Origin of the sequence: Henriciella litoralis (genome assembly GCF_002088935.1) — a bacterium.
Lineage (GTDB): Bacteria > Pseudomonadota > Alphaproteobacteria > Caulobacterales > Hyphomonadaceae > Henriciella > Henriciella litoralis.
This window is the reverse complement of sequence record NZ_NCSS01000006.1, coordinates 1,890,809-1,915,667: the sequence shown is the minus strand read 5'-3', so window position 1 is coordinate 1,915,667 and position 24,859 is coordinate 1,890,809. Positions and strand designations below refer to the sequence as shown.

19 protein-coding genes are annotated in these 24,859 nt (G+C 58.5%); 9 read left to right on the top strand and 10 right to left on the bottom strand.

What is annotated here, in order from left to right; translation table 11 throughout:
• Window positions 1-88: 88 nt before the first annotated feature.
• The 3 genes from recQ to B8783_RS12755 all read left to right on the top strand — a co-directional run bounded on the left by recQ (window position 89) and on the right by B8783_RS12755 (window position 5,131).
• Window positions 89-1,930, top strand: a complete 1,842-nt coding sequence (recQ, locus tag B8783_RS12765; protein WP_084420492.1) for a DNA helicase RecQ — start codon at window positions 89-91, stop codon at window positions 1,928-1,930.
• A gap of 70 nt (window positions 1,931-2,000) precedes the next feature.
• Window positions 2,001-3,554 carry a carbon-nitrogen hydrolase family protein gene (locus B8783_RS12760; RefSeq protein ID WP_084420491.1) on the top strand — a complete coding sequence of 518 codons (1,554 nt, stop codon included), beginning with the start codon at window positions 2,001-2,003 and terminating at the stop codon, window positions 3,552-3,554.
• Window positions 3,555-3,877: 323 nt separating this feature from the next.
• A complete protein-coding gene (locus tag B8783_RS12755) occupies window positions 3,878-5,131 on the top strand; it encodes an MFS transporter (protein WP_169711792.1) in 1,254 nt (417 codons plus the stop codon).
• Here B8783_RS12755 and B8783_RS12750 read toward each other — a convergent pair.
• Together B8783_RS12750 and B8783_RS12745 are read right to left on the bottom strand one after the other, a co-directional pair.
• Window positions 5,096-5,512 (bottom strand): PaaI family thioesterase, encoded by a 417-nt coding sequence (locus B8783_RS12750; protein WP_084420489.1) that lies wholly within the window; start codon window positions 5,510-5,512, stop codon window positions 5,096-5,098. The two genes, B8783_RS12755 and B8783_RS12750, sit on opposite strands and share 36 nt — an antisense overlap.
• On the bottom strand, window positions 5,509-6,024 hold the full coding sequence (locus B8783_RS12745) for a PaaI family thioesterase (RefSeq protein ID WP_233355777.1): 516 nt from the start codon (window positions 6,022-6,024) through the stop codon (window positions 5,509-5,511). The genes B8783_RS12750 and B8783_RS12745 overlap by 4 nt, the downstream gene beginning before the upstream one ends.
• Window positions 6,025-6,122: 98 nt before the next feature.
• Here B8783_RS12745 and B8783_RS12740 point away from each other — a divergent pair, with 98 nt between their 5' ends.
• From B8783_RS12740 to B8783_RS12725, 4 genes are all read left to right on the top strand, one after another.
• On the top strand, window positions 6,123-7,454 hold the full coding sequence (locus tag B8783_RS12740) for a flavin-containing monooxygenase (protein ID WP_084420488.1): 1,332 nt from the start codon (window positions 6,123-6,125) through the stop codon (window positions 7,452-7,454).
• A 23-nt stretch (window positions 7,455-7,477) separates the two neighbouring features.
• The gene (locus B8783_RS12735; RefSeq protein ID WP_084420487.1) at window positions 7,478-8,185 is read left to right on the top strand and encodes a M23 family metallopeptidase; all 708 of its coding nucleotides are present in this window, start codon (window positions 7,478-7,480) and stop codon (window positions 8,183-8,185) included.
• Window positions 8,186-8,331: 146 nt separating this feature from the next.
• Window positions 8,332-8,967: a TetR/AcrR family transcriptional regulator gene (locus B8783_RS12730; RefSeq protein WP_084420486.1), complete on the top strand. Its 636-nt coding sequence runs from the start codon at window positions 8,332-8,334 to the stop codon at window positions 8,965-8,967.
• A gap of 14 nt (window positions 8,968-8,981) precedes the next feature.
• Window positions 8,982-10,031, top strand: a complete 1,050-nt coding sequence (locus B8783_RS12725; protein ID WP_084420485.1) for an alpha/beta hydrolase — start codon at window positions 8,982-8,984, stop codon at window positions 10,029-10,031.
• Window positions 10,032-10,135: 104 nt separating this feature from the next.
• Here the strand turns inward: B8783_RS12725 and B8783_RS12720 are convergent, their stop codons facing one another.
• Window positions 10,136-10,807: an SOS response-associated peptidase gene (locus tag B8783_RS12720; RefSeq protein ID WP_084420484.1), complete on the bottom strand. Its 672-nt coding sequence runs from the start codon at window positions 10,805-10,807 to the stop codon at window positions 10,136-10,138.
• A 128-nt stretch (window positions 10,808-10,935) separates the two neighbouring features.
• Between B8783_RS12720 and B8783_RS18740 the strand changes: the two genes are divergently transcribed.
• Window positions 10,936-11,574, top strand: a complete 639-nt coding sequence (locus B8783_RS18740; RefSeq protein WP_169711791.1) for an OmpA family protein — start codon at window positions 10,936-10,938, stop codon at window positions 11,572-11,574.
• Between the two features lie 54 nt (window positions 11,575-11,628).
• Here B8783_RS18740 and B8783_RS12710 read toward each other — a convergent pair whose 3' ends face one another.
• From B8783_RS12710 to B8783_RS12685, 7 genes are all read right to left on the bottom strand, one after another.
• On the bottom strand, window positions 11,629-12,297 hold the full coding sequence (locus tag B8783_RS12710) for a TetR/AcrR family transcriptional regulator (RefSeq protein ID WP_084420483.1): 669 nt from the start codon (window positions 12,295-12,297) through the stop codon (window positions 11,629-11,631).
• A gap of 432 nt (window positions 12,298-12,729) precedes the next feature.
• Entirely contained in the window at window positions 12,730-14,961 is a 2,232-nt protein-coding gene (locus tag B8783_RS12705; RefSeq protein ID WP_139792363.1) for a 3-hydroxyacyl-CoA dehydrogenase NAD-binding domain-containing protein, read from the bottom strand.
• Window positions 14,962-14,975: 14 nt separating this feature from the next.
• On the bottom strand, window positions 14,976-16,181 hold the full coding sequence (locus B8783_RS12700; protein ID WP_084420482.1) for an acetyl-CoA C-acetyltransferase: 1,206 nt from the start codon (window positions 16,179-16,181) through the stop codon (window positions 14,976-14,978).
• A 31-nt stretch (window positions 16,182-16,212) separates the two neighbouring features.
• Window positions 16,213-16,389 carry a hypothetical protein gene (locus B8783_RS18530; RefSeq protein ID WP_169711790.1) on the bottom strand — a complete coding sequence of 59 codons (177 nt, stop codon included), beginning with the start codon at window positions 16,387-16,389 and terminating at the stop codon, window positions 16,213-16,215.
• Between the two features lies 1 nt (window position 16,390).
• Window positions 16,391-17,554 (bottom strand): acyl-CoA dehydrogenase family protein, encoded by a 1,164-nt coding sequence (locus B8783_RS12695; RefSeq protein ID WP_084420481.1) that lies wholly within the window; start codon window positions 17,552-17,554, stop codon window positions 16,391-16,393.
• Window positions 17,555-17,692: 138 nt separating this feature from the next.
• A complete protein-coding gene (locus B8783_RS12690; RefSeq protein WP_084420480.1) occupies window positions 17,693-19,474 on the bottom strand; it encodes an acyl-CoA dehydrogenase C-terminal domain-containing protein in 1,782 nt (593 codons plus the stop codon).
• An 86-nt stretch (window positions 19,475-19,560) separates the two neighbouring features.
• Window positions 19,561-20,037: a MerR family transcriptional regulator gene (locus B8783_RS12685; protein ID WP_084420479.1), complete on the bottom strand. Its 477-nt coding sequence runs from the start codon at window positions 20,035-20,037 to the stop codon at window positions 19,561-19,563.
• Window positions 20,038-20,260: 223 nt separating this feature from the next.
• Here B8783_RS12685 and B8783_RS12680 point away from each other — a divergent pair, with 223 nt between their 5' ends.
• Window positions 20,261-24,853 (top strand): peptidoglycan-binding protein, encoded by a 4,593-nt coding sequence (locus B8783_RS12680; RefSeq protein ID WP_084420478.1) that lies wholly within the window; start codon window positions 20,261-20,263, stop codon window positions 24,851-24,853.
• Window positions 24,854-24,859 lie beyond the last annotated feature (6 nt).

The window sequence follows — 24,859 nt, the reverse complement described above, 5'->3', positions numbered from 1 at the left end:
TGATCCTGAGAGGCAGATCTACGCAAGAGCAGCGCAAGACGTGTGCGATGCCTTGCCGCTGGGCTGCGACTCCGGTGATAGACGGGGGATGCAAACTCTGACCAACCCGACCGATATGGCTGCTGCCAATGATCTGCTGAAGCGCGTCTATGGCTATGAAGCCTTTCGCGGCCTGCAGGGCGATGTGATCGCAGATGTACTCGCGGGGCGGGATGTTCTGGCGGTTCTGCCGACGGGCGGCGGCAAATCGCTCTGCTATCAGATCCCGGCGATCCTGCGAGATGGCGTCGGGCTTGTTGTCTCGCCGCTGATTGCGCTGATGGCCGATCAGGTCGACGCGCTAAAGGCGCTTGGTGTGCGTGCCGAGCGGCTCGATTCCTCGATGAGTTTTGAGGAGAAAACCGAGGCGCTGAATGCGGCGGGTCGCGGCGAGATGGACTTGTTGTACCTCTCGCCAGAAGCGCTTTCGACAGGGCTCGCCGGGCGGCTCGCGCAGTTCAACGTGTCTGTCATCGCGATTGATGAGGCTCACTGTGTCAGCCAGTGGGGACATGATTTCCGGCCGGATTATCGTGCGCTTGGCCGGTTGAAGGCGATGTTTCCCGGCGTGCCGCGCATTGCAGTGACGGCGACCGCCGATGCGCGCACGCGCGATGACATCCTGCGCCAGCTGGACCTCACAGAGCCGCATACGCATGTCGCAAGTTTCGACCGGCCCAATCTGACGCTGGCGGCAGAGCCAAAGGCCGGTGGCCGCTCGGACCGGGTGGTTTCGCTGGTGAAAGCCCATAAGGGCGAAAGTGGCATCGTCTATGCGGCGACCCGTGACGCAACTGAGAAACTCGCCGAAGCGCTGGAGCGCGCGGGCATTCCGGCGCTCGCCTATCACGCAGGGCTTGATGCGGATGTGCGCGCTGAGCGTCAGCGCCGGTTTTTGCTCGAAGACGGCCTGACCATGTGCGCCACAGTGGCGTTTGGCATGGGCGTGGACAAACCGGATGTCCGCTTCGTGATCCATGCCGATCCACCAAAAACGCTTGAGGCCTATTGGCAGGAAGTCGGCCGCGCGGGCCGCGATGGCAAACCGGCTGAAGGCGTTGCGCTTTACGGCCCCGCTGATATGCGCCGGTCGATCAGCTGGACGGTGGAGAGTGATGCAGCCGAAGAGGTCAAGCGGGTCCAGCTGACCAAGACACGGCAGCTCTTTGCGTTCTTTAATGGAACGGACTGCCGCCGCGGGGCGGTGCGGCGCTATTTTGGCGAGGCTGAAGTCGAGCCATGTGGGGAATGCGACAATTGCCAGCGCGAGCCGGGTGAAGGTTTCGATGCGACGCGCTTCGCGCAAATGGCGGTGTCGGCAGTGATCCGGTGTGGCCAGCGGATTGGCCGGGGCCGCTTGATCATCCACCTGACGGGCGCGGCGCGCGACGGCTTTGATGAAGACCTGTCAAAGCTCTCGACCTATGGCATTGGCGAAGCGTTGCCGAAATCTGGCTGGAATGCGGTGTTCGACGAGCTGCTGTTCAATGGGTTGCTGGCTGAAGCCGGTGAGGTGATGCGCCCGGTGATTGCTGTGCCGGACCAGGATGAGGCCAAGGCCCTGTTTCGCGGTGACCGGCAAATCTGGCTGCGCGAGGACCCGACCGTCCGCAAGGCTCGCAAGACGCGCCGCTCTGCAGCGGCCAATCATGCGAGCGATCTTTCGGTTCGCGATCAGGCATTGTTTGAAGCCCTTCGTGGCTGGCGTCTTGAGGTCGCAAAGGACAAGGGCGTGCCGCCTTATGTCATTTTCCACGACCGCACGCTGGCGGCGATTGCGGTCGAAAGGCCGGGCACGGAAGACGCGCTGCGCGCGATCAGCGGTGTCGGAGAGAAGAAAGCTGACCGGTATGCGGCCGATATTGCGCGGCTCGTCGCGGACGCAGCCTGAGCGGAACCCTTGTCTTTCGGCCCCGTTGGCCTTTCTTAGGTGAATAACTGAAAACTGAAGAGGGGGATTGATGCCCAGCGAGACAACCAAGGCGTCTGTCGTCGTACGAAATGCGACGCTGGAGGACGTGCCAAGAATCGCGGCACTTGTGCTGAAGGTCTATGGCCGACCAGCAGACGGATATACGCCAGGCATGCTGCGTGGGCAGATCTCGTCTTTTCCGGAAGGCCAGTTCCTCGTCGAATATGACGGGGAAGTCGTCGGCTATGCAGCCAGCTTTCTGATCGCTGAAGAGCTGGCGCTGCGCCCGCATAACTGGATCGAGATTACCGGCAATGGCTACGCTGCCCGGCATGATCCGGAAGGCGATTGGCTTTATGGCATGGAAGTCTGCGTCGACCCGGAAATTCGCCGCACCCGGATTGGCCAGCGCCTCTACAATTCGCGCCAGCAGCTTTGCGAAAGCTGGGAGCTGAAAGGCATTGTGTTTGGCGGGCGGATGCCGGGCTGGAAGCGCAAGCGCAAGATCTATCCAGAGCCGGAAGATTATGTCGAAGCGGTCAAGGCGCAGAAGATTACCGATCCAGTGATCCGCTATCATTTGCGCGCAGGCTTTGAACCGATTGGCGTGCTGCGCAACTATCTTGTCGAGGATACCGATTCCGGCGGCCATGCGACGCATATGGTCTGGCGAAATCCGTATGCTGAAGAAATCAAGCAGAGCAGCAAGATCTCATACGCCACCAAGGAGCGTGTGCGGGTTGCCACCGTCCAGGTGCAGATGCGGGCAGTGAAAAACTTTGAAGAGTTCATGAGCAATGTCGAATATTTCGTCGATGTCTGCTCCGACAGGCGCGCCGATTTTGTCGTGTTCCCTGAGCTCTTTACGTTGCAGCTGCTCGCGTTCGAGAAGCGCAAACTGTCTCCGGCGGAGTCCATCGAGGCGCTGACGCGCTATACGCCGCGCTTTGTGGAAGAGATGCGCGACCTCGCCATTTCGTACAACATCAACATCATTGGCGGTTCTCACCCAACGCGGACCGATGACGGCGATATCCAGAATGTCGCTTATGTCTTCCTGCGTGACGGCTCTGTGCATGAGCAGGAGAAAATTCATCCGACCCCGGATGAGCGCCACTGGTGGAATATCAAGGGCGGCGATGCTGTCGAAGTGATCCCGACCGATTGCGGGCCGATTGGCGTTCTGATCTGCTATGATTCCGAGTTCCCGGAACTGGCGCGTCGTTTGACCGATGAGGGTGCGCGCATTCTGTTCACGCCGTTCTGCACGGACTCTCGTCAAGGCCATTTGCGGGTGCGATATTGCTGCCATGCGCGGTGCATCGAGAACCAGCTTTATGTCGTGACATCGGGCTGTACGGGCAATCTGCCGAATGTCGAGAATATGGACATCAACTATGCCCAGTCGGCCATTCTGACGCCGTGCGATTATCCGTTCGCGCGCGAGGGCATTGCGGCGGAAATCGCCGAGAATGTCGAAGCGGTTGTGATGGCTGATCTCGACATGACAGACCTGTCGTTTGCCCGCTCTGAAGGCGTTGTTCGGAACTTGCGTGACCGTCGGTTCGACCTTTACCGCGTTGTCTGGAATGACGGGGGTTAGGTTCTGCATTCATAAATTTTGTCGTGGAGGCAATCAGTTGAACAAGGGATGCAAGGAAAGTTGCGCAGGACGGACACATGTCCGTTCAAGCAGCTTGACGCAGCAGGCTGCCGGTCAACTGATTGAGGCGTTCCGGCCATTACCACGCCGGGCAACGGTCTTTTGCCTGCTGACCTGCCGCCGCTTGAAAGGCCCCGGCCTTCCTGCGCGACGGCGTCTTGCCAGCAACCAAAACTCCGCCGCCCGCCGCGGTAAAATTTATGAATGAAGAACCTAGACTTCCGGCCCTCAGTGAGAACAAGCCCCTGCGGCTGGGAAGTCTGATGCTTCTCTACGCCGCGCAGGGGGCGCCTGAGGGTTTGCTCTACATCGCCATTCCGGCCTGGTTTGCCTCCCAGGGCATCGGGGCGGAAGCGATTGCGGGATATATCGCGATCATCCTGCTGCCGTGGAGCTTCAAGCTTTTCAACGGCGTGCTGATGGACAGGTTCACCTGGCTACCAATGGGGCGCAAGCGGCCATGGCTTATTCTTGCGCAGCTTTTGCTGATCGGGAGCCTCATATGGTTTGCCGGGCTGTCTTCGCCTGAGGCTGGCCTCACTTGGTTCGCGATCGCAGGTTTTGCGGTGAACTTTGCGGGCGCTTTTCAGGATGTCTCGATCGACGGGATGGCGATCGACATTCTGTCTGAAGAAGAGCGCGCGAGTGCCAATGGCCTGATGTGGGGCGGCAAGACGCTCGGCACGGCGGGCTTTGCGTTTCTCTCTGGTTATCTCATCAGCGACCAAGGCCATGCCCTCGCAGCGATTGTGACAGCGGTGTTTGTGGCGCTGGTGATGCTGTTGCCTGTCCTGTTGCGAGAGCGCCCGGGCGAAAAGCTGATGCCGTGGTCTAGCGGTAAAGCCTCATCGGCGAACCGCGATGTGCAGGTGTCGCAGTGGTGGCCATTTATGAAGAAGCTCTGGCGTGCGATGCGAACGCCTGCCAGTCTGATGCTCGCGATTGGCATATTGGTCGCCTTTGCCGCCTATGGCCTGAAGACGGCCTTTTCGCCGACGCTGGCAGTGGAGGAGCTTGGCTGGGCGCGTGAGCGGTTTACCAATCGGGATGCGTCGGCGGATCTTCTCGGGGGCCTCTTTGGGATCTTCGTGTCTGGCTGGCTCGCAGACAAGATCGGCCCGATGAAAGCGCTGGGCGGCGCGCTGCTTGGCATGGCCTTGCTGAATGGCGCGGCCATCGTCTGGTGGACGTCAGACGATTTCTATTATGTCTATTTGCTGGCCTATAGCGTTCTCTTCGTTCTGATGTCGGTCTGCACCTACGCGATCGCGATGGGCCAATCTCAGGGCGGCGTGGCGGCGACGCAATTTTCCATTTTCATGGCCTTGCTGAATTTCGGCACGAGCCTCGGGGCGGCCCAGCTCGGCGCGGCCAAGGATTTGGGCGGATACGCCGCCGCCTTTGGGGCTTGTTCAGCCCTCAGCGTGATTGCGATCATTTTTTATCTGGCGGCGACACTGCTGAACCGGCAGCTCTCGCGATCAACTGTCCTCAGCGACCAGGAAATGCGCCTGTAGTGCCGCGACGGGCTTGTCACGTTCCGCCTGCCAGGCTTCTGCGCGCACACTGGCCATCCGGCGTCCGAGCTTGTGAACGATTGCGCGGGCGTACAAATCCTCGCCTTTGGCAGAACGCAGATAGTCGATCGTGACGTTGATCGGTTTCGGCGGGCGTTTGAGTTCGCTCGACAGAAAGACCTGCGCCATAGTGGTGAGTTCCAGAAAGGCACCCGTGCAGCCGCCATGCATGGCATTGATGGCTTTATTGCCGATAAACTTGTCCTGAAACGGCAGGATTGCCGTCATTTCGTCGCCCCTGATATCGCAGCGCATGCCGAGAAATCGGGCAAACGGAGTGCGGTCCAAAAAGGCCTGCAATTCATCCGCGCGGCTGGTCATGTCTGGTCTCCAAGCACGTTCCGGGCGAGCTCTACAGCTTCATTGCCGCTGGCCCAGCGGGAAATGTCATTCAGGGCGAAGGCGCCTGCCGCCGTGGCAATCACTTTTTCCCGCGTCTCGTGATAGGCCCAGGCCCGTGTGAAGGCGACATTTCGAGTGACATGATAGCACTCGGCCTCGGCAAGGATGTCGCGGCCCTTCTGCGCTGGGCGCATATAGTCGATCCTGAGATCGAGCGTCGCCATCGACATCGGCTTGGTGAGGGCGGCGCTGATGGCCGCGCCGCAAAGATTGTCCAGTAACGCCGTCAGCACGCCGCCATGGATAACGCCGGTATCAGGGTCACCAATCAGATCCTCGCGCCATTTTACCTTCGCAAACGCTCGCCCTTTCTGGATCTCCGTAAGCTCAAACCCCAAGGCTTGCGCCCAGGGCACGTTGGTCATGATCCGGGAGGCATTCTGCTGCATCAGCCTGAACAGTGTATCGTCGCCGCTGTTTTCCTCAGCCATTCTGATTTCCTGCTTCCGCTACGTGAAATTGACCTTTGTTGAGGCGTCGATACCATCTTTGCCAAAGAGCGCAATAAGTGACGCCAAGGGAGGTAAATGTGGCATTCGACGGACAGTCAAAGGGCAGGGCTTGCATCATCGGGGCGGGATGCTCCGGATTCACGATGGCCAAACGCCTGAAGGATTACGGCATCCCGTATGACTGTTTCGAAATGTCCGACGACATTGGCGGGAACTGGTATTTCAAGAACCCGAACGGGCTGTCATCCTGCTATCAGAGCCTGCATATCGACACCTCTAAATGGCGTCTGGCGTTTGAGGATTTCCCGGTGCCGGAGGACTGGCCAGACTTTCCACACCACGCTCAATTGCTTCAGTATTTTCATGACTATGTGGACCATTTCGGGCTGCGTGAAACGATTACATTCAACACAGCCGTAGAGACGGCCCGGCGCCGGGATGATGGCGACTGGGATGTCACGCTATCGACAGGCGAGACGCGCACCTATCAGTGGCTGATCGTGGCGAACGGTCATCACTGGGACGCACGCGTGCCGGATTATCCGGGCGAATTTGATGGCTATCAGGTTCATTCGCACCACTACCGTGACCCGTTTGAGCCGTTCGACTTTCGCGGAAAGCGCGTGATGATCGTGGGCGGGGGCAACTCCGCGATGGATATCTCATCAGAGCTGTCGCAGCGCCCGATTGCCGAGAAACTATTTATTTCCATGCGGCGCGGCGTCTGGGTGCTGCCAAAATACATGAATGGCCAGCCGGCGGACAAGGCGGTGCTGCCAAGTTGGTTGCCGACAAAGCTCGGGCGCAAGCTGGCACGGTCAGCGATCAAGAAGCGTATCGGCAATATGGAAGACTATGGCCTGCCGAAGCCGGATCATGAGCCGCTGGACGGGCACCCATCAGTGTCTGGCGAGTTTCTGACGCGCGTCGGATGCGGCGACATTCATCCAAAAGGGGCAATCGACAAGCTCGACGGCGATGGCGTTATCTTCAAGGATGGCACTCGCGAGAAGATTGACGCGATCGTCTGGGCGACAGGCTATAATGTCTCTTTCCCGTTCTTTGACACCGATGACCTCCGCGCCAAGGACAATCGCTTCCCGCTATTCAAGCGGATGGTGAAGCCGGGCTATGAGAATTTGTTTTTCCTTGGGCTTGCGCAGCCGCTGCCGACGCTCGTCAATTTCGCCGAGCAACAATCGAAACTATGCGCTGCGAAGATAGCCGGTGAATATGATTTCCCACCGCGAGAAGAGATGGAAAAGGTGATCGTGGAGGACGAGAAATTCCATCTCGGACATTTCTATGATGCGCCACGTCATACGATGCAGGTCGATTTTAACGCTTACGTAAAGGACCTCATGAAAGAGTTGGAAAACGGGCGGAAGCGAGCCAAAGCGACCGCCTGAGTTCAGACTCCTTGGTGACGGCCATGAGAAAGTGCTTTTTTGCGGGCCTGTCGGCTCTGTACCTGTTTATCGCGGCGTGCAGCACAACGCCCGCGCCGATCCGTCATGGTGGGCCGCCCCCTCCTACACTGAAACCCCCTCTGGCGATCAGTTCGACCGCGTCGGTCATGGCCGAACAGGGGCCGTTTCAGCCGGATGTGGACCTTTATCTCTGTCCGAACAGCACGATTACAAATGCTTTCGAAACCGATGAGCGCTATCGGGTTTTGAATTTTCACCCGGTCGTCCTGGTCGATGGCAAAGTGGTCCTGACGCCGGTGCCGACCAACAATGCCTGTATGACCTCCGGGTTCGGTCATCGCATGGGACGCACCCATAAGGGGCTCGATTTCAGATCGCAGCCGCCGGGTATGGTGTACTCAGCCGCGCCAGGGTCGATCCGCGAAGCGCGCTATAGCAGCAGCTATGGAAATACGGTGCTGATCGATCACGGGCAGGGCATCTATACCCGCTACGCTCATCTCAATAATATTGAGCCTGGTGTCGTGGCCGGCCTGCCAATCGGGTTTGGACAGCCTCTGGGAATCATGGGCACGACGGGCAACAGCACCGGCATTCACCTGCACTTCGAGGTGCTGACGGGGACCTATTCGGCGGTTGGAAGTTCCTCCAATCTGACCTCGCGAAACCCGCTATCATTCCCGCCCTATATGGGGCAGGGCGGATCATAAAATCTGAGTGCGAGCAGGGGTGATCAGATCGTGGGTCTTCTGACCTTTGAGTGGCCTTGGCTGCTGTTGTGTGAGGTGCGGCTGCAAACAAAGTTGACGGTACGTCATTCTTCTGGTTGCTGAACGGGCGAAGAAAGTCCGAACCTATGTCCGCTTCAATAAAGTCTGCAGAAGCAGTGGGAAAACGCGCCCACACCAAAGCAGTGAACCGGCAAGCTATTCTGGCGGCCGCCAGGCAGGTGTTTGCACGTCTCGGTTTCGAATCAACCACAGTACGCGACATCATTCGCGAGACGAATCTCGCGGCGGGTACTTTCTACAATTACTTCAAATCTAAAGAAGAAGTCTTTGAGGCGCTCGCCAATGAGAGCGGGCGGCAATTTCGCCCCCGTCTTCAGGACGTGAGACAGAGCGCGGACAATTTCGAGCAGTATATCGAGAAGGCCTATCGCGCCTATTTCGAGTTTCTGAATGCCGCCAATGAAGAAGCCATCAGTGAGGGCGCGCCGCATATCGCATTGATCGGGGTTCGCGTTGATACGCCGGAGATGCACGCCATCTTCGACGAAATCCGGATGGACATGGAGCGGGTAACACGGCTGTCCGAGATGCCGCTTGCTGATTCAGAATATCTGACCGCCGCTGCGATAGGGATTGCACGCGATCTTGGTGACCATATGCTGCAAAGACGGCCGGTGGATGTCGATGGTGCGACCCGTTTTGCGACCAGTCTTTTGCTGAACGGCGTGCAATCGCTGACATCGGGCAGACGAAAACCATAGAGAAGGATCCGCGAATGAGCCTCCAGGTCAAAATCGCGAAATTGCTCCTGAAACTGCCAGACAGCTGGCTGGTCAAAATGTCCGGCGGCAAGCCGGTTGAGATTGAAGGGCGAACGCTCGATCCGCGTTTACAGTTCATTGCGCAAAGCGCGCGCAAGCAGCCTGCCATGTCAACATTGACCCCGGAACAAGCGCGGGCGGCCTCTGCTCAGGGCCTCGCGATGTTTGCCGATGAGGCCGAGCCGGGGGTCACCTGGAGCAACACTGACATCCCTTCGAGCGAGACGCACACGATCCCGGTTCGGATCTACCGGCCGGACAATCAGAATCCGAAAGCCCCGATGATGGTGTATTACCATTTTGGCGGTGGCGTGATCGGCGACCTTGAGACCTGTCATGTCTTTTGCACGATGATCGCCAAGGCTGCGCGGTGTCCGGTGCTTTCGGTCGACTATCGTCTGGCGCCGGAACACAAATTCCCTGCCGGTCTGGAAGACTGTATCGATGCGTATGAGTGGGCGCTGCGCAATGCGGCCAAGCATGGGGCGCCCGCCGGGACCGCGACTGTCGGCGGTGACAGTATGGGCGGAAATTACGCCGCGATCGTCAGCCAGGAGATGCTGCGAGAGCGCAAGCCCAAGCCCATGCTTCAGCTATTGATCTACCCGGCAACAGAAATCGAAGAGGAATTCCCATCCTACCACGCGTTCGGTGAAACCTATCCGCTCGATAGCGACACGATGCGGTGGTTCATGGACCAGTATCTGCCAGAGGGTCAGGACAAGACCGATGTCCGGATATCACCGGCGCGGGAAACCCGGCTGGAAGATCTGCCGCAGGCGATCATCGCGACGGCCGGTTTTGATCCGCTCGTCGATGATGGCGCCGCCTATGCCCAATTGCTGCGCCGCTCGGACGTCAAGGTGACTTACAAGTGTTATGAAAGCCTGGCGCACGGATTTACGGCGTTCACAGGCGTGGTGCCCGCGGCGAGAGAGGCTTGCGAAGAGATCGCTCAGTTGGTCGCAAAGGCTTATTCAGCCTTCAAGATCGAAGACGATTAGACGGCGTAGGCGGCCAAAGCGAGAAGGCCAACGAAAGCTAGAAAGATGATACGCATGATGTCCATTCGTCATGTTACTGTCACATTGTGCTTCATAGGCGCAGATCATGTCTCTTCAATCAAGCCCGAATGATTGTTGCGCACATAGCCAACGTCCGGGCCAACCGGCCAAACATGCATATCCTCTGATGGAAACGGCTCAAAAAGGTCGTCTACCTTGCGGTTGTCGGTATCCAGCCAGCGCTCATAATCGGACTGATGGAGGATGACGGGCATCCTGTGATGGATTCCGGCCGTGGCATCATTCGGCGTCGTTGTGAGCACGGTGAAGCTGTGCAGCTCCGACCCGTCGATATGGGCGACATCGTAAAGTCCGGCAAAGCAGAAGTGTCGCCGATTTCGAAGTCCGATGGCAAAGGGGGTCTTGGCGCCCTGGCGCCCCGTCCATTCATAGTATCCGCTGACAGGCACCAGACAGCGATGATGCCGGAAAGCGCCTCTGAAAACTGGTTTCTCGGCCACGGTTTCCGATTTTGCGTTGAACGTCGTGAAGGTCTTTTCCTTCAGCGGCTTTTTCCACCAGCTTGGCACCAGGCCCCAGAGCGCTGGCGTGAGTTCGGCGTGGCCATCGCGGGTCTTTCGCAAAATGGGCTGCCATGACCCTGGAGCGGCATTGTATGTTGGTTCGGGTGGGTCGGTATCATCCGGTGGAATAAGATCAAGCCAGGCCCGGTAATCGGCCCAGGTCACGCCATGTCTGAAAAATCTGCCGCACATATATCAGTATACAGTCCAGTATTTAACGCGATACACAAGCATCGTGGAACGAAGCTGAGGGCTGAACGTTGTGAAGTCGATGCCCGATCCGGAATGGATGGGGCTTGTAGTATGAGGAGTATGAAAACATGAACAAGTTGATGATTGGTGCAGCCGCAGCTGCCATGGCTTTGACCGCCTGTGAAGGCACAGGCCTGTCGACGAACCAGGCCTATGGTGCAGGTGGCGGCGCGCTCGCCGGTGCAGCACTTGGTACACTCGCCGGTGGCGATGATGGCCGCAATGCCGCGATTGGCGCAGCCGTTGGCGCGCTCGCAGGCGGTGCTGTTGGTACATATATGGATAGGCAGGAACGTGCACTGCGTCAGCGCACAGCCAACACCGAAATCCAAGTTGAGCGTCAAGGCGACCAGATTGCCCTGACCATGCCGTCCAGCGTTACCTTCTCGGTGAACAGTGCGGACCTCAAGCCTGAGTTTTATGGCCCTCTCAATGAAGTGGCTGCCACGCTGAACGAATACCCGTCGACGGCCGTTGACGTTGTTGGTCACGCAAGCTCCGATGGCCCTGACGACTACAATCAGCAGCTGTCCGAGCGTCGTGCAAATTCCGTGTCCAACTATCTGACCAGCCAAGGCGTCGCGCCGGTTCGCATTCAGGCCTATGGCCGTGGCGAAACCCAGCCGATTGCCAGCAACGACACCGAAGCAGGCCGCGCAGCCAACCGCCGCGTTGAAATCCTGCTGACGCCGGTCACAACGAGCTAATTTTACATAGCTTGTAATTAATCAGGGCCGCAGCGTAATTCGCTGCGGCCTTTTTTATGGGTCGCTGGCGTCCTGCGGCTCGCCCAAACCATTCGGGTCGTGCACAACACCGTGCAGCGCCCAGTTCCGCAGTCGATTGAAACGACTTTTTAGATCGGCCTGAGAGTCGCCGCCTTCATCATCGGGACTTCTGAAATGGTTTCTTAGAGCCATCGCCATGGCGGCGCTGATAAGAAGCTCGGCGCCATGTTGCGCGGCTTCGTAAACGTCAGGGCCGCCAGGAGACTCGTAGAAACGACTTGCGACAGCGTCTATCGCCGGATGATAGAGCAGCCGCTCATATTCCAGGAACACTTCCGGGTCGAGCATGCCTTCGCGCAAGGCGAAGACGTGCCAGCGAAGATAGGTGGCGTCCTCACCAAGTTGCGCAGCCACGGCAATGTAGTCGGTGACGGCGGCTTCTATCGATGTGGCTGGCAGCTGCAGGCCTTGGCGGAGCCCATCGGTCTTCTCCTTGATCCGTTCGATCAAGGCGACAATGACGCCGCGCCTGTCGCCAAAATAATGACGCAAGGCCGCATCCGAGACTTTGGCGGCAATCGCTAATTGTCGAAGGGATGGGAGCGTCGTTGAGGGCTGCTCAACATACTCAAGCATGGCGTCGACAAGCGCCAGACGCTTCTCATCATAATCCTGATTTCGGATACCAACGGGTCTCGGCATATCACTGACTTAAATGGACGTATCGGGCCGTCAAGTATCAGTGATATATAAATTATAATACATTTAATATACAAAATAATATATAAATTAAGTTTAGGCGCGTGTTCGTCAAATATTTGGCCTATAAAGCTTTTCCGTACAAAAGTTGCTCGTTGAACTTAGACCTGTTGGTCAATCGCCGAACGCTTTTGATTTACTCGTCGTGCATCGGTCACTTCTGCGCATGGTTCACGTGCAAAGGCGATGAGACCCGGTTTGCTCGCGACTATCTGATCAATGGCGCATTTGTCTGCGAAATAGCGACCCAAGATCGTCGATGCCTGGAGTGGTGACTTGCGTCTCAAAAAGAAACCCCTGGCGATCCGGTAAATTAGACCGGATCGCCAGGGGTTGAGGGTTTTCTCTAGATTTTAGGCGTGTTGACCGTGCCTATCAGGCGGCGACTTTCGCCTTCACGCCGCCGGGCGGAAAGCGGTCGTAGAAGCCTTCGCCTTTGGCGGCCATGTCCTTCAGGAGGGCCGGGACCTTGAAGCGGTCGCCATATTGTGCGGCGAGCTTTTCAGCCTCTTCGACAAACGGGCCGACGCCCCAGATCAGGTCGACATAGGAGCAGCATCCGCCGGTATAAGGCGCAAAGCCCCAGGCGAGGATGGAGCCGATATCGGCATCGCGTGCATCGGTGATCACGCCATCTTCAAAGCAGCGAGCCACTTCGATGGCCTGCCGGACGAGGAAGCGGTTCTTCAGATGTTGCTTCATTTCAGGCGGGCACTCATCGACCTTCACATCAATGCGACTGTTGAGTTCGGGCCACAGCCGCTCTGGCTTGCCCTTTTCATTATAGTCGTAGAAGCCCTTGCCAGCCTTGCGGCCAACCCGGCCCTGGTCCTCAACCAGCCAGGCCATCATCTGGCCAAGCTCGTTCTTGTCGTAATCCATGCCGGAGGCCTGGGCCATCTGGCGGCCAATCTTGAGAGCGGTATCGAGACCGACAGAGTCTGAGACTTCCAGTGGCCCCATCGGCATACCGGACTGACGGCCGACATTCTCGATGATGGCAGGCTTGATGCCTTCAGCCAGCATCTGCATGCCTTCCTGCGTGTATGTGCCGAAACAGCGCGACGTGTAGAAGCCGCGGCTGTCATTGACCGAGATCGGCGTCTTGCGAATGGCGAGCACATAGTCGATCGCCTTCGCCAGCGTCTCTTCGGAGGTCTTTTCGCCTGAGATAATTTCGACCAGTCCCATCCGCTCCACAGGGGAGAAGAAGTGGATGCCGATGAAGTTCTCAGGGCGCTTCGAGGCCTTGGCGAGACCGGTGATTGGCAGGGTCGACGTGTTGGACCCGAAGACCGCATCCTCACCGAGCACGGCTTCGGCCTGCTCGGTGATCTTGGCCTTCAGCTCCGGGTTCTCGAACACCGCCTCGATGACAAGGTCTGCGCCCTTGAAGTCATCATAATTGTCGGTCGTCGTGATCAGGTCGAGCAGCTTGTCGCCTTTCTCCTTGGTGGTCTTGCCACGGGAGAGGTCCTTCTCGACGATCTTGCGGGAATAGTCCTTGCCCTTCTCGGCATTCTCTTTCGAGATGTCGACGAGCACGGTCGGGATACCGGCCTTTGCCTGAACATAGGCGATACCAGCGCCCATCAAGCCGGCCCCGATGACAGCGATTTTCTTGAACTCGGTCTTCGGATAGCCATCCGGACGGTTGCCACCCTTGGAGAGGGCCTGCGTCGACAGGAAGAGCGAGCGGATCATCGCCTTGGCTTCCGGACGCGACTGGGTGTTGATGAAGTAACGCGTCTCGATGCGAAGGGCGGCATCGATTGGCACCTGAATGCCTTCATAGACGCAGGAGAGAATATTCTTCTGGGCCGGATAATTGCCATAGGTTTTGGCTGCCAGCATGGCGTTCGCCATCGTCTGAACCTGGCCGGCTCCGGGGCTCTTGTGAACCACGCCGCCAGGTACCTTGAAGCCTTTTTCATCCCATGGCGCTTTCGCCGTTGGATTCGCCTTGACCCAGGCTTTGGCCTTCTCAACGACCTCTGCGCCAGGCGCGAGCTCGTTGATGACGCCCATGCCCTTGCCGTCTTCGGCAGAGAAGCTCTGGCCCTGCAGGATCAGCGGCAGCGCCGCCTGGACGCCAACGAGGCGCGGCAGACGTTGTGTGCCGCCAGCACCCGGAAGGAGGCCGATCTTGGCTTCTGGCAGGCCGAATTGCTGTTTTGGATTGTCATTGGCTGCGACGCGGTAATGGCAGGCGAGTGCCACTTCGAGGCCGCCCCCAAGCGCGAGACCGTTTAGCGCGCAGGCCACCGGCTTGCCGCAGGTTTCCAGCTCACGGAGCGTTTTGTTGAGAGAAAAGCCTTGTTCGAATTTCGCCTTCAGCTTTTCGTCTTCGCTCATGTCGCCGCCGGAGGACGCGCCAGCGCGGTCACCCATTTCGCCAAGGTCTGCGCCAGCGCAGAAGCCTGACGGCTTGCCGGATGAAATCACAAGACCTTTGATCTTGTCGTTCTCCGACACTTCTTTTGAAATTGCGATGATATCAGCGATGGCTTTGCCGGTCAGCGTGTTCATGCTGCGGCCCGGCACGTCGAAAACCGCGTGCGCAATACCGTCGCCATCAATGTCGAATTTGAATGTTTCCAGGTTCATCTTCAATCTACCTCTTAAACGCGTTCAATGATCGTTGCGGTGCCCATGCCGGCGCCAACGCACAGGGTGATAAGCGCAGTTTCCTTGTCGGAGCGCTCAAGCTCATCAAGCATGGTGCCGAGGATCATGCCGCCCGTCGCGCCGAGCGGATGGCCCATGGCAATCGCGCCGCCATTCACATTGATCTTGTCGTGCGGAATATCGAGGGCCTGCATCATGCGCAGGACAACCGCCGCGAAGGCCTCGTTGAGCTCGTAAATGTCAATGTCGCCAACTTCCATGCCGGCCTTTTTCAATGCCTTTTCGGTCACATAGGATGGGCCGGTCAGCATGATGCCAGGCTCTGAGCCGATGGAGGCCATCGACTTGATGCGGGCGCGCGGCTTCAGGCCGAGTTTTTCGCCAGCTTCCTTTGAACCAAAGAGAACGGCCGAAGCCCCGTCGACGATGCCGGAAGAGTTGCCCGCATGGTGAACGTGGTTGATGCTCTCAAGCTCTGGGTAGCGCTGTTTGATCACCTCGTCGAAGCCCATGCCGCCGAGACCGACAAAGGATGGGTTGAGCGATGCCAGCGACTGCATGGTCGTGTCTGGACGCATATGCTCGTCATGGTCGAGGATGATGGCGCCCATCTGGTCTTTCACCGGGACGATGGACTTCTTGAACCGGCCTTCTTCCCATGCGCGTGCGGCGCGCTTCTGGGATTCGATTGCATAGGCATCAACATCATCGCGTGAGAACCCCCATTTGGTCGCGATTGTGTCGGCGCCGATACCCTGCGGGGCAAAATAGGTCTTGAACGCGACTTGCGGGTCGGACGACCAGGCGCCGCCATCTGCGCCCATCGGGACGCGGGACATGGCTTCGACACCGCCACCGATGGCCATGTCGGCTTCACCAACCATGACCTTGGCAGCGGCCATGTTGCAGGCCTCCAGGCCAGACGCGCAGAAACGGTTGACCTGAACGCCAGCTGTTTCCTGATCATAGTCTGCATTGAGGGCGGCCACACGGGCGATGTCTGCGCCTTGCTCGCCAACCGGCGAGACGCAGCCGAGAATGACGTCGTCCACATAGGATGTGTCCAGCTCATTGCGGTCACGGATCGCCTGAAGGGTCTGTGTCGCGAGGGAGAGGGACGTGATCTCGTGAAGGGATCCGGTCTTTTTGCCTTTGCCGCGCGGCGTACGCACGGCGTCGAAAATATAGGCTTCGGTCATTTGGAGAAACTCCTTTTGGGAAAGTCTGGGGTTAAATCTGTCTGGATTGGCGGATGACAATAGCGCCGATAACGATGGATGACGCGCCGAGCAGGATCGGGACGATGCCGCTCACGCCGACGTCACCGGTGAAGAATTCGACATAGACGCCCAGCATGATCGAGATCACGCCGAGGATGAGGGAGGAAATGCCGAGCCAGCGGGTCAAGCTACATCGTCCTCGCGATCAGCATTTTCATGACTTCATTCGCGCCGCCATAGATGCGCTGGACGCGGGCGTCGGCATACATCTGGCCGATCGGATATTCATCCATATAGCCATAGCCGCCATGTAGCTGGAGGCATTCGTCGATGATCTTGCACTGCAGATCACTGATCCAGTATTTCGACATGGAGGCGGTGGCCGCATCGAGCTTGCCCTGAAGCAGAAGCTCTGTGCAGTGGTCGGCGAAGACCTTTGCGACGGTCGCTTCGGTCTTGCACTCGGCCAGCTTGAACTGCGTGTTCTGGAAATCCCAGATCGTGCCGCCGAAGGCCTTGCGCTGCTTCACATAGGCCGTGGTTTCCCGGATCGCGCGTTCGATCATGCCGATGCCTTGAAGGCCGATGATGTGGCGCTCCTGCGGGAGTTTCTGCATCAGCTGGACAAAGCCCTGACCTTCCTCAGCACCGAGAAGGTTTGAGGTTGGCACGCGCACATCATTGAAGAAAAGCTCAGACGTATCTGCGGCTTTCTGGCCGACCTTGTTGAGGTTGCGGCCGCGTTCGAAGCCCTCGACTTCATCGGTCTCAACAATGATCAACGAGATGCCTTTTGCACCCTTTGTCGGGTCGGTCTTTGCGACGGTCACGATCAGATTTGCGGTCTGGCCGTTGGAGATGAAGGTTTTTGAGCCATTGATGACGTAGTGATTGCCATCCTTCTTCGCCGTCGTCTTGACGGCCTGAAGATCGGACCCGGTGCCAGGCTCGGTCATCGCAATCGCGGCGATCAGATCACCAGAGGCAAGGCGCGGCAGCCATTTCTTTTTCTGCTCTTCGGAGCCGAATGTCTCAATGTAGGGGACGATGATGGCATTGTGCAGCGTGATGCCGAAGCCGTCGATGCCCTTCCATTGCTGTTGCTCGATGATAACAGCCTCGTGCCGGAAGTCGCCGCCTGCGCCGCCATACTCATCAGAGACGGATGCGCACAGAAGACCAGCATCGCCGGCTTTCTTCCACACTTCGCGCGGGACGTAGCCCTGCTTGCGCCACTCTTCGACGTGAGGGGCGCATTCGCGATCAAAGAACTGGCCAACGGCATCCGAAAAAATCGAAATCTCTTCATCCTGGCGCCAGTTGGCGGGGGCAACGTTCAGAACGTCCTGCATCTACCTTCTCCAATTTCTACGTGATCGAACGGCAATTGCCGTTTACGTGCACGTAAACTTATAGTGACCGCGCTTTTGCGGCGCGAGTCCTCACGCAGCGTCATGCGGCCGGTCGTTTTGCCGCTGTCCGCGGCAGGCCTAGAAGCGGTCTGCGGCCAGCGTCATGAGCGGTTCTGCGCCGGTCTTCAGCTTGGCGAGATGCGCCCCTGTTTCCGGCAGCACACGGCTGAAATAATAGCGGGCCGTCGTCAGCTTGTCGTCATAGAACGGGTCAGAGCCTTTTTTCTCAAGTGAGACTTTGGCCATCTTCGCCCACATATAGCCGAGCGCTGTCAGGCCGAAGAGCTGGAGATAGTCGGTGGAGGCCGCCCCGGCATTATTGAAGTCGCTCATGCCGTTCTGCATGAGCCAGGTCGTGCCTTCCTGAAGCTGCGCCTTGGCAGATTTCAGCCCTTCAATATACGAGGCCATATCGCCATTGCCTTCATGCTCGCCGATGAAGTCATCCATCTCTGCGAAGAAAGTGAAGATCGCGCGCCCGCCATTTGCTGCGAGCTTGCGGCCAACAAGGTCCAGCGCCTGAATGCCGTTCGTGCCTTCATAGATCAGCGTGATGCGGACATCGCGGACATATTGCTCAACGCCCTGCTCGGTCGTGAAGCCGGTGCCGCCATGCAGCTGTAGCGCGTCATTACAGGCTTTGAGGCCACGATCGGTCAGGAAGGCTTTCACGACAGGCGTCATCAGCGCCATATAGTCTCCGGCCTTTTCGCGGAGCTTTTCGTCCGGTGAGGTGTGGAGCAAGTCGCCGTAAAGTGCCGTCCAGTAAGTGAATAGACGCCCGCCTTCGATGAAGGCTTTTGAATCCAGAAGCATACGGCGCACATCCGGGTGCACAATGATCGGATCGGCAGGTTTATCGGGGGCTTTGGGGCCGGAGAGGGCGCGGCTTTGCAGGCGCTCACGGGCAAAGTCAGCGGCGTTTTGATACGCGACTTCCGCCTGTGAAAGCCCTTGAAGGCCAACGCCGAGACGCGCTTCGTTCATCATGATGAACATGGTGCGCATGCCCTTATGCTCTTCACCGACGAGCCAGCCCGTCGCGTCATCATAATTCATGACGCAGGTCGCATTGCCGTGAATGCCCATTTTTTCTTCAAGGCCGCCGCAGGACACTGCGTTACGCTCACCCGGCGTACCGTCCTCATTGAGAATGTATTTCGGCACGACGAAGAGCGAGATCCCCTTGATGCCTTCGGGCGCGCCTTCGATGCGCGCGAGGACAAGGTGAATGATGTTCTCGGTCAGGTCCTGCTCGCCGCCGGAGATCCAGATTTTCTGGCCGGTCAGCTTGTAGCTGCCATCTGGCTGCGGCACAGCCTTTGTCTTGATGAGGCCGAGGTCGGTGCCGCATTGCGGCTCGGTCAAATTCATCGTGCCGGCCCACTCGCCGGAAGCCATTTTCGGCCCGTACATCGCCTTCTGGTCGTCAGACCCGCCGGCCATCAGGGCGTCGTAAGCACCGGATGTCAGGCCCGGATACATGCCGAACGCCATGTTGGCAGAAGACACCATCTCGCTGAGCGCGGTCGCCAGCAGTTTGGGCAGGCCCTGTCCGCCATGCTCTGGTGACTTGGCCAGCAGAGGCCAGCCATTCTCAACAAATTGCTTGTAGGCGTCCGGAAACCCGTCCGGCGTCTTGACCGACGCATCATCGGCGCGCTTGCAGCCCTGCTCGTCGCCGACCTTGTTCAGCGGGAAGAGAACTTCGCTGGCGAACTTGCCGCCTTCGTCGAGAATCTGGTCGATGATATCGGGCGTCGCGTCTGAGAAGCCATCGAGATTGGAATAGTTCTGAAGGGACAGGACATCGTGGAAGATGAATTTCATGTCCCGGATGGGGGCTTCATATCTCGGCATGTTGGTGCTCTCTTTTTTGATACGGGGAAAGCGGCACTTTCGCCTGAAAGTGCCGTCTGATTAGTCCTGAAGATTGCGGGGCTGGCTTAAGCGTCGTCAAGCTGCTTGCGGGCGACAGCATCATAAGCTGCAACATTGTCCGCATGGTCCGACGATGGGCCAATTTTTGCGAGGTCATTTTCGAGCCATTCGATACCCTTGCCGAGTTCGACCAGGGCAATCTCGATATCTTCGCGCTGGTTCTCGAATTCCTGAACCTGATTGCGAAATTTCTCGAGCGTCTTGCGCTTCTGGGCACGTTCACCGTCACCCAGGCCATAAAGGTCAAGGATTTCGCGAATATCGGCCAGCGGCAGACCGAGGCGTTTCATGCGAACGATGATCGTCACACGGGCACGGTCTCGATGTGAATAGACGCGGGTCATTCCATCCCGGGCGGGGTGGAGCATGTCCTTGTCTTCGTAAAACCGCAGGGCGCGAGGGGTAATGCCAAATTCGCGGGCGAGTTCGGAAATGGAATAGGTCCGGCTTTCCGAGATGGAGAGAGATGATGTGTCAGCCATCCGACTACTATGCAATGCCCTTACGCGAACGTCAACGTAACTTTCCGTTCACGTTAAAGGAAAGTAATGATTTACGAATGGCGGCAATTTCTGAACAAATTTACCGTTTGTGTTTACCTTTTTAACCACCTTTTAAGACGAACGTCCTCATCCATGGCTTCGTGCGGTAATTCCGGGGCTCACTTCCGCATATGAGAGCTCCGGATATGTATGGAGTGCGCGTATGACAAATTACGGTCCATGGAGCGTAAAGGGCATCGATCAGAGAGCCCGTGAAGCTGCGCGCGAAGCCGCCCGCGAGGAAGGGCTCACCATCGGCGAATATATTAACCGCATGCTTCTGGAAGAAACCGGCGACGAGGCCCCGTCCGCCCGCGATGAAACATCTCCGCGTTATCCGCGCGCCCTGGATGAAGAGGCCCGTCAGGTCTCAGCGGCGCAAGCGCGCGGCCCGATAAATGAGCTGATCGCCCGTCTTGAAGCGGTCGAGGCCCGCTCCACCATGGCGCTGACCGGCATCGATCAGTCTATTGTCGGCCTTTTGACGCGTATCAAGGAAGCCGATGCAAAGGCCGACGGTGTCGCGACCAATGTCGAAGCCGTTGTGCAGGATATCCAGAGCACGCATGAGGCGCTTCAGCAAAAGGTCAGCGCGCTGGAAGCCGACAAGGGCGATGCCAGCAATCTCGACAGTTTGAAAAGCCTTGAGCGCGCGCTCGGCAAGCTGGCCTCGCATGTTTATGATGAATCCGTTCGTCAGAAGGATGAGACGGCGACTGTCCGTGGCCGGGTCGAGAACAGTCTTGAAGACATGGGCGCCCGCGTCAGCGGTGTCGAATCGCGCATCCAGTCGGTCCTGTCGGACGCGGCTGGTCAGCTTGAAAGCAAGGTGGGCCATGCGGAGCTGCGCGCAGAAGGGGCCGTCAAACATCTGTCAGGCCGCTTCTCTGAGCTTGAAAATACGGTCTCGTCACGCCTCCAGAAGGTTAACGAACTCGACGGTCGGGTCTCTGATATTCGCGATGAAGCCAGTGCAACGCAGCGCAAGACCGATGAGTTTGGCAATGAAATCGAGGGTTTCCGGAAAGATATTTCCGCCTTCGACACCCGTCTGGAAAACAATACGCGCGACGTGCAGTCACTTGGCGGACAGGTTGAGAATCTGGGCAGCCGCGTCGGGCGGGGCTTCGATGAGATCGAAAAGCTTAAAGGCCATGCCGAAAACACCACTGCGCGCCTGACCAGTCATGATGCGAAGCTCGATAATCTAGGGCATGCCGTCGAGACATTTGGACAACGCACGGACGCCAGCGACCAGAGGCTCAACATTGTCTCGACCCAGCTTGAGGCGATCGACAAACGGGTGTCCGGCACCGATGACCGGCTTTCAAAAAGCTTTGACGATATCGGCAAGCTGAACAGCCGGATCGACACAACCGCGTCTGATGTGAACGGGGCCCATTCCCTGCTGAAACAGCTGGGAGAAGCGCTCGGCGCTGTCGATGGCCGGGCCCAGACTAGAGACAATCAGATGAGCCGGGTCGCGTCTGATGTCGAGAAACTCGATGATCGCCTGACGGGTGTCAGTGACAAAGTGCAGGAAACCAGTGCCCGCGTGGAAAAGCTCGGCACTGATGTCAGCGCGACGAACGACCGTACGGATGCCGCCACAGCGCGGCTGGAGCAGGCTGAAAACCGGATCCGCAAGATCAAGGCCCAGGTTCGCGAAAACACCGAACAAACCGCGACAACAGCCGGTACGGTTTCAAAAGCTGTATCCGACTTCGACGCCGCGACGGGGCGTATCAACAAACTGGATGATGACCTTGCCAGCACGATTTCGCGGCTCGATGATGCCGCTGCCCGGATCAGCCGGTCAGAGGCCCGTTTTGACGCCGTTGATGCTGAGCTGAAAGCGGCGGACGCCCGCTCAAAAGAGGCGGACGAAAAGCTTGCCCGCGTCGCGACGAGCATTGAAGGCGTCGACACCCGTGTTGATGTGATCGGCGACGGTATCGAAACGGCCAATGGCCGGATCGACAAGCTGGGTGATGACGTCGCCGCCGCTGCCGAACGTGCAGATGCGACTGATGGCACGATTGAAGGTCTTCGCAGCGAACTCGATCAGACCGTTTCCAAGGTGAATGACCTGACCGGTCAACTCGACCATGTCCGGAATGATACCGCTGATCGCGCGGTCGGCCTCGATGCGACGCTGGCGAGCCTGCAGGAACGGCTCGGCCATGCAGAGCTGGCCACCAATTCGGCGATGCAGACGGTCGAAACGAGTTTCGAAACACTGACCGGCCGCATTGATGCGCTGGCAGAATTCGCGTCGCCCCAAGCGGCGCAGGCGCTGCGTGATCAGTTCGAAAACCGCTTTCAGGGGCTCGCACAGGAAATCCGCGCTTCCATCGAGGAGAGCCGCGCACTCTTCGCTAACGAAATTGAAAAAGCCGTTGCCGCGATGCCGCAGCCTGAGACGGTTGCGGGCCTCGAGAACTCGGTCTCTGTGTTGCAGGCCCGTGTGGGAGACACTGAAGAGACATCCAGCCGCGCCTTTGAGCGTCTCACTGAGCAGGTCGCGCGCATATCTCAAGGCCTGAGCAAGCGTCTGAAAACGGTCGAAGAAAAAGATAGCTCTGCAGAAATTGCCCGCGTGAAGGCCGATATGCAGAGCCTGACGAGCGAGCTGTCAGCCCGTCTTCAGGACTTCAGCACCCAGAATGATGACGTCATCGAGCGGGTGACCCAGCAGATTAACCAGCTCGCCGACCAATTCGAGACCCGGGTCGATGAGAGCGAGCAACGCAGCGCGACAGCGATCGAGCAAGTGGGCGAACAGGTGGCCACGGTCGCCCAGCGCCTGCAGGCGCGTCAGGACCGCTCGATCCAGCAGCTGCACGACACGCTGGAAGCTGACCGAAAGAAGCAGTCGATCCGCCTATCGGATGCCCTGTCGGGTGTGTCTGACCGGATTGATGAAATGAACCGTCAGTCGTCGACCTCCCTGTCACCGGTCCAGAAAGCGATTGCATCGCTCGCGACGCGGCTCGAAGCGCTCGAAGACACGGATCCCTCGCAAGAGCAGCGCCGGCCAGAAACGGCCGCTCGCCCGGCAGTCGCTACGACGATGCCGGCAGAAGAACCGAAGGCGATGCCGGCTGCTGCGCCTGCGCGGCGCACTCAAGACGATGATAGCTTTGAGGCGGGGCTCGCCTTCCTGGATGATCTGGAAGATGACACTTCGGAAGGCGCTTCAGATGGTCTTCACGAGTATCTCACCGACCTTCCTGATGATGACGAACACGATCCGGTCTCTGCGCTGACCGATTGGGACGATAGCGGCGAAGAAACACGCGAGAGCGATATCTTCACGGAAGATGTTGCGCCGCCGCCAGCCGATGTCTCCTGGGGACGTTCGTCCTATGAAGAGGACGATGATGTACCTTCGAGCCAGAGCTCTGGTCGTCTGCCGCGCTCAGCCGATGCGAATGGTTCAGGCGATTATCTTGCTCGCGCACGTCAGGCTGCAATGGCCGCCTCGGATAGCTCGGGTTCGCGCGGTCGCAAGCCACTTCCCGGCGATGTAAAGAAGAAGTCCGGAAAATCGGGCAAGGCGCCGCTGATTGCGGCGGTTTCTGTTATCGCTCTTGCGGCCGCCGCAGCGGGTGGCCTGTTCTTCCTGCGCGGCTTGCAGCAAGATGATGACCGCCCGGTTGTTCAGACGACCAACAACGCCTTTGGTGCCAGCGCCGCGCCAGTCGCTGAAGACGTCGTGCCCGAGACCGAAGATGTAATCGTTGCAGAAGTTGCTGGAGAAGATGCGTCGCTGGCCGATGCGGACGCAGCAATTGGCGCTGCCGGTCCGGTAGAGCAGGTCGATGATAGCGATCTGGAAGCGGAACTGTTCGATGCGCCTCAAGAGGCTGCGGTGGATACGCCGGCGCCAGCGGCTGAAGACGCGCCAGAAGCGGTCGATCTGTCGACATTGCCGGTCATTCCAAGCGCCCAGACAATGGAAAGCGCGGCCGCAGATGGTGATGCGATCGCTCAATTCATGCTCGGTCAGCAGCGGCTCGACGCCGGTGACTACACGACAGGGCCATCCCTTATCCGCCGCGCGGCCGAGCAGGGTGAACCTGCCGCGCAGTATCGACTAGCCAAGCTTCATGAAAAAGGCCTCGGTGTTCCGCGTGATCTGGAGCAAGCCCGGACATGGACAGAGCGTGCTGCAGAAGGCGGCAATGTGAAGGCCATGCATGATGTCGCGGTCTATTACGCTGAAGGCGAAGGTGGCCCGCAAAGCTATTCGGTCGCCGCTGACTGGTTCCGTCAGGCCGCGTCCTATGGTCTGACCGACAGTCAGTACAATCTGGCTGTGCTTTACAAGGAAGGGCTCGGCGTTTCACCCGATCCGACCGAAGCGCTTTACTGGTTCGCTGTCGCCGCGCGTCAGGGAGATACCGGTGCGCCCGCGAAAGTGAACGAGCTTAGCCGTCAGATGACCCCGGAAGTCGTTCAGAGCGCGCAGGCCCGCGCCAGTGCGTGGACCGCAAAAGCGCAGGCCCCTGCAGCTAACGGCCAGTTCGGCCCACAGGCCTGGCGCGGCAATAGCAATGAGCAGGTAAAGGCGGTGCAGACCGTTCTGGCCGGCCTTGGCTATGAGCCCGGCCCGGCCGACGGCATGATGGGCTCGGCCACCGTTGCGGCGATCTCAGCCTATCAAGCCGATAGTGACATGGCCCAGACCGGTGAAATTACGCCTGATCTTGTCGAAAGCCTGAACGCCCTGACCGCATCAGCACGCGGCTAATCTGAC